Consider the following 1,906-nt stretch of genomic DNA (forward strand, 5'->3'; position numbering starts at 1 on the left):
TAGTTATCATTCGTTATATATTTTAATATATCTGTTGTAGTGACAATGCCGGTTAATTTATTTTTACTGTTAATAATAAGCAATGCATGGATTTTATGTTTTACCATTAGGCTACAAGCATCAGCGATTGATGCATCAGCTTTTATGGTAATTGGGTCTTTCATAATATCTTTAATTTTGTAAACTAGGCCGAGCAACGTATTATCCTTATCTTCTTTTGCAACATTAGATTTTTCTGTAAAGCTAATTTTTAATATATCTTTCAAACTGATTATGCCAACTAACTTATCTTTATCTAAAACGGGAATATGTTCGATATCATAAGAATCAAGTAGGTCTTTAATTTTTGAAATTCCATCATTTTTTAAGGTCAACACTAATGATTTTATCGTGCATAATGGTTTGAATGGAGTGTTTAAGATTAACCATAATGGTCCTTGGTTTGTTTACTTTTTAGTATGATTATAGTTTATTTGATTTAAATCAAGGAGGTGATTTAAAGGGCCGCTATAAGCTTAGCTAATAAAATTAGCCTTATGAAACGACTCTTCAATCCAAGAGGTGAGTAATGAATTTAAAAGGTAAACGCGGAATTGTTTTAGGTGTCGCAAATGAGCATAGCATGGCTGCGGGCTGTGTCGAGGCAATTGTGAGACAAGGTGGTGAATGTGCTGTCACATATCAAAATGAGAAATCACGACCTTATGTTGAGTCATTTATTAATTCACTGCCTGTTGTTGAATTATTGCCCTGTGATGTTCAGGATAGAAATTCTATGCAAGCGCTTTTCTCTTGGGTAGAGAAAAAGTGGGGGAAATTGGACTTCATTATTCATTCCATTGCATATGCACCTCATGATGAATTGTTTAATCCAGTGATCGAATCACAACAAGAGCTATTTAATACGGCGATGGATATTTCTTGTCATTCGTTGATTCATGTTGCGCGACTTGCAGAACCCTTTATGCAATCTGGGGGCAGTATTCTAACGATGAGTTATTATGGCGCTGAAAAGGTTGTTGGAAATTATCGAATTATGGGTCCGGTTAAGGCTGCATTAGAGGCAACAGTGCGTTATTTAGCTGCAGAGTTGGGTCCTCACGGTATACGAGTCAGTGCAGTATCTCCAGGTCCGGTTGCAACACGTGCTGCTTCCGGTCTAGAAAGCTTTCAGGAGCTATTGAATCAAGCTGAAAAAAAATCAGCAATGAAGCGGTTGGTCACGATTGAAGAAGTGGGAAGTTTAGCGGCATTTTTAGTCAGTGACGCAAGCTCTGGAATGACAGGACAAACAATTTATGTCGATGCGGGTTACCATATTATAGGATAAATCGTTATGTTAGAAAATACGACATTTGATGAGCTGGAAATTAACCAAGGAGCAACGGTTGAAAGAACCTTAACGAAGGAAGATATTCAGGCATTTGCACTTGTCACAGGAGATATTAATCCTGCGCATGTTGATGAGCAGTTTGCCCAAACCGATATTTTCCGAGAGGTGATTGGTCATGGCATGTGGGGCGGTGCTTTAATCTCTATGGTATTAGGCACTCATTTACCCGGCCCTGGAACAATTTATTTAAGTCAAGATTTAAAATTTCTAAAGCCGATTAAGCTTGGAGATACGATAACAACTAAGCTTACTGTGGTAGACAAAATATCAAAACATCGCCATGTTATTTTTGAGTGTGAGTGTATTAATCAGTTGGGTGAACTGGTTACAGAGGGCCATGCACGTGTGATTGCACCCAATCAAAAAAATAAGACGCGAAGAAACCCATTTGCCCAAATTAAAGCTGATTGACCCGGGTCGGCATTCGAGAGATATTATACAAAAAGCACGAAGCTTGAATCACTCTCTTAGGGTTGCGGTTGTTCACCCATGTTCAGAAGATGCTTTATTGGG

General features: G+C 38.0%; 3 protein-coding genes. 2 read left to right on the top strand and 1 reads right to left on the bottom strand.

Features of this window, described 5'->3' with window-relative positions; all coding sequences use genetic code 11:
- Positions 1-377 (bottom strand): CBS domain-containing protein (locus BGC07_RS20360; RefSeq protein ID WP_069311650.1); only part of this gene is annotated, 377 nt, incomplete at its 3' end.
- A 191-nt stretch (positions 378-568) separates the two neighbouring features.
- Between BGC07_RS20360 and fabI the strand changes: the two genes are divergently transcribed.
- Both fabI and BGC07_RS01250 read left to right on the top strand, forming a co-directional pair.
- Positions 569-1,330 (top strand): enoyl-ACP reductase FabI, encoded by a 762-nt coding sequence (gene fabI / locus BGC07_RS01245; protein ID WP_069311651.1) that lies wholly within the window; start codon positions 569-571, stop codon positions 1,328-1,330.
- A gap of 6 nt (positions 1,331-1,336) precedes the next feature.
- A complete protein-coding gene (locus tag BGC07_RS01250; protein WP_069311652.1) occupies positions 1,337-1,804 on the top strand; it encodes a MaoC/PaaZ C-terminal domain-containing protein in 468 nt (155 codons plus the stop codon).
- The last annotated feature ends 102 nt before the right edge of the window (positions 1,805-1,906 follow it).

Origin of the sequence: Piscirickettsia litoralis (assembly GCF_001720395.1) — a bacterium.
Taxonomy (GTDB): domain Bacteria; phylum Pseudomonadota; class Gammaproteobacteria; order Piscirickettsiales; family Piscirickettsiaceae; genus Piscirickettsia; species Piscirickettsia litoralis.

What these genes read in the sequence shown, in the direction of transcription:
- fabI (WP_069311651.1), top strand. Translation starts at nt 569, where the DNA reads ATGAATTTAAAAGGTAAACGCGGAATTGTTTTAGGTGTCGCAAATGAG.
- BGC07_RS01250 (WP_069311652.1), top strand. Translation starts at nt 1,337, where the DNA reads ATGTTAGAAAATACGACATTTGATGAGCTGGAAATTAACCAAGGAGCA.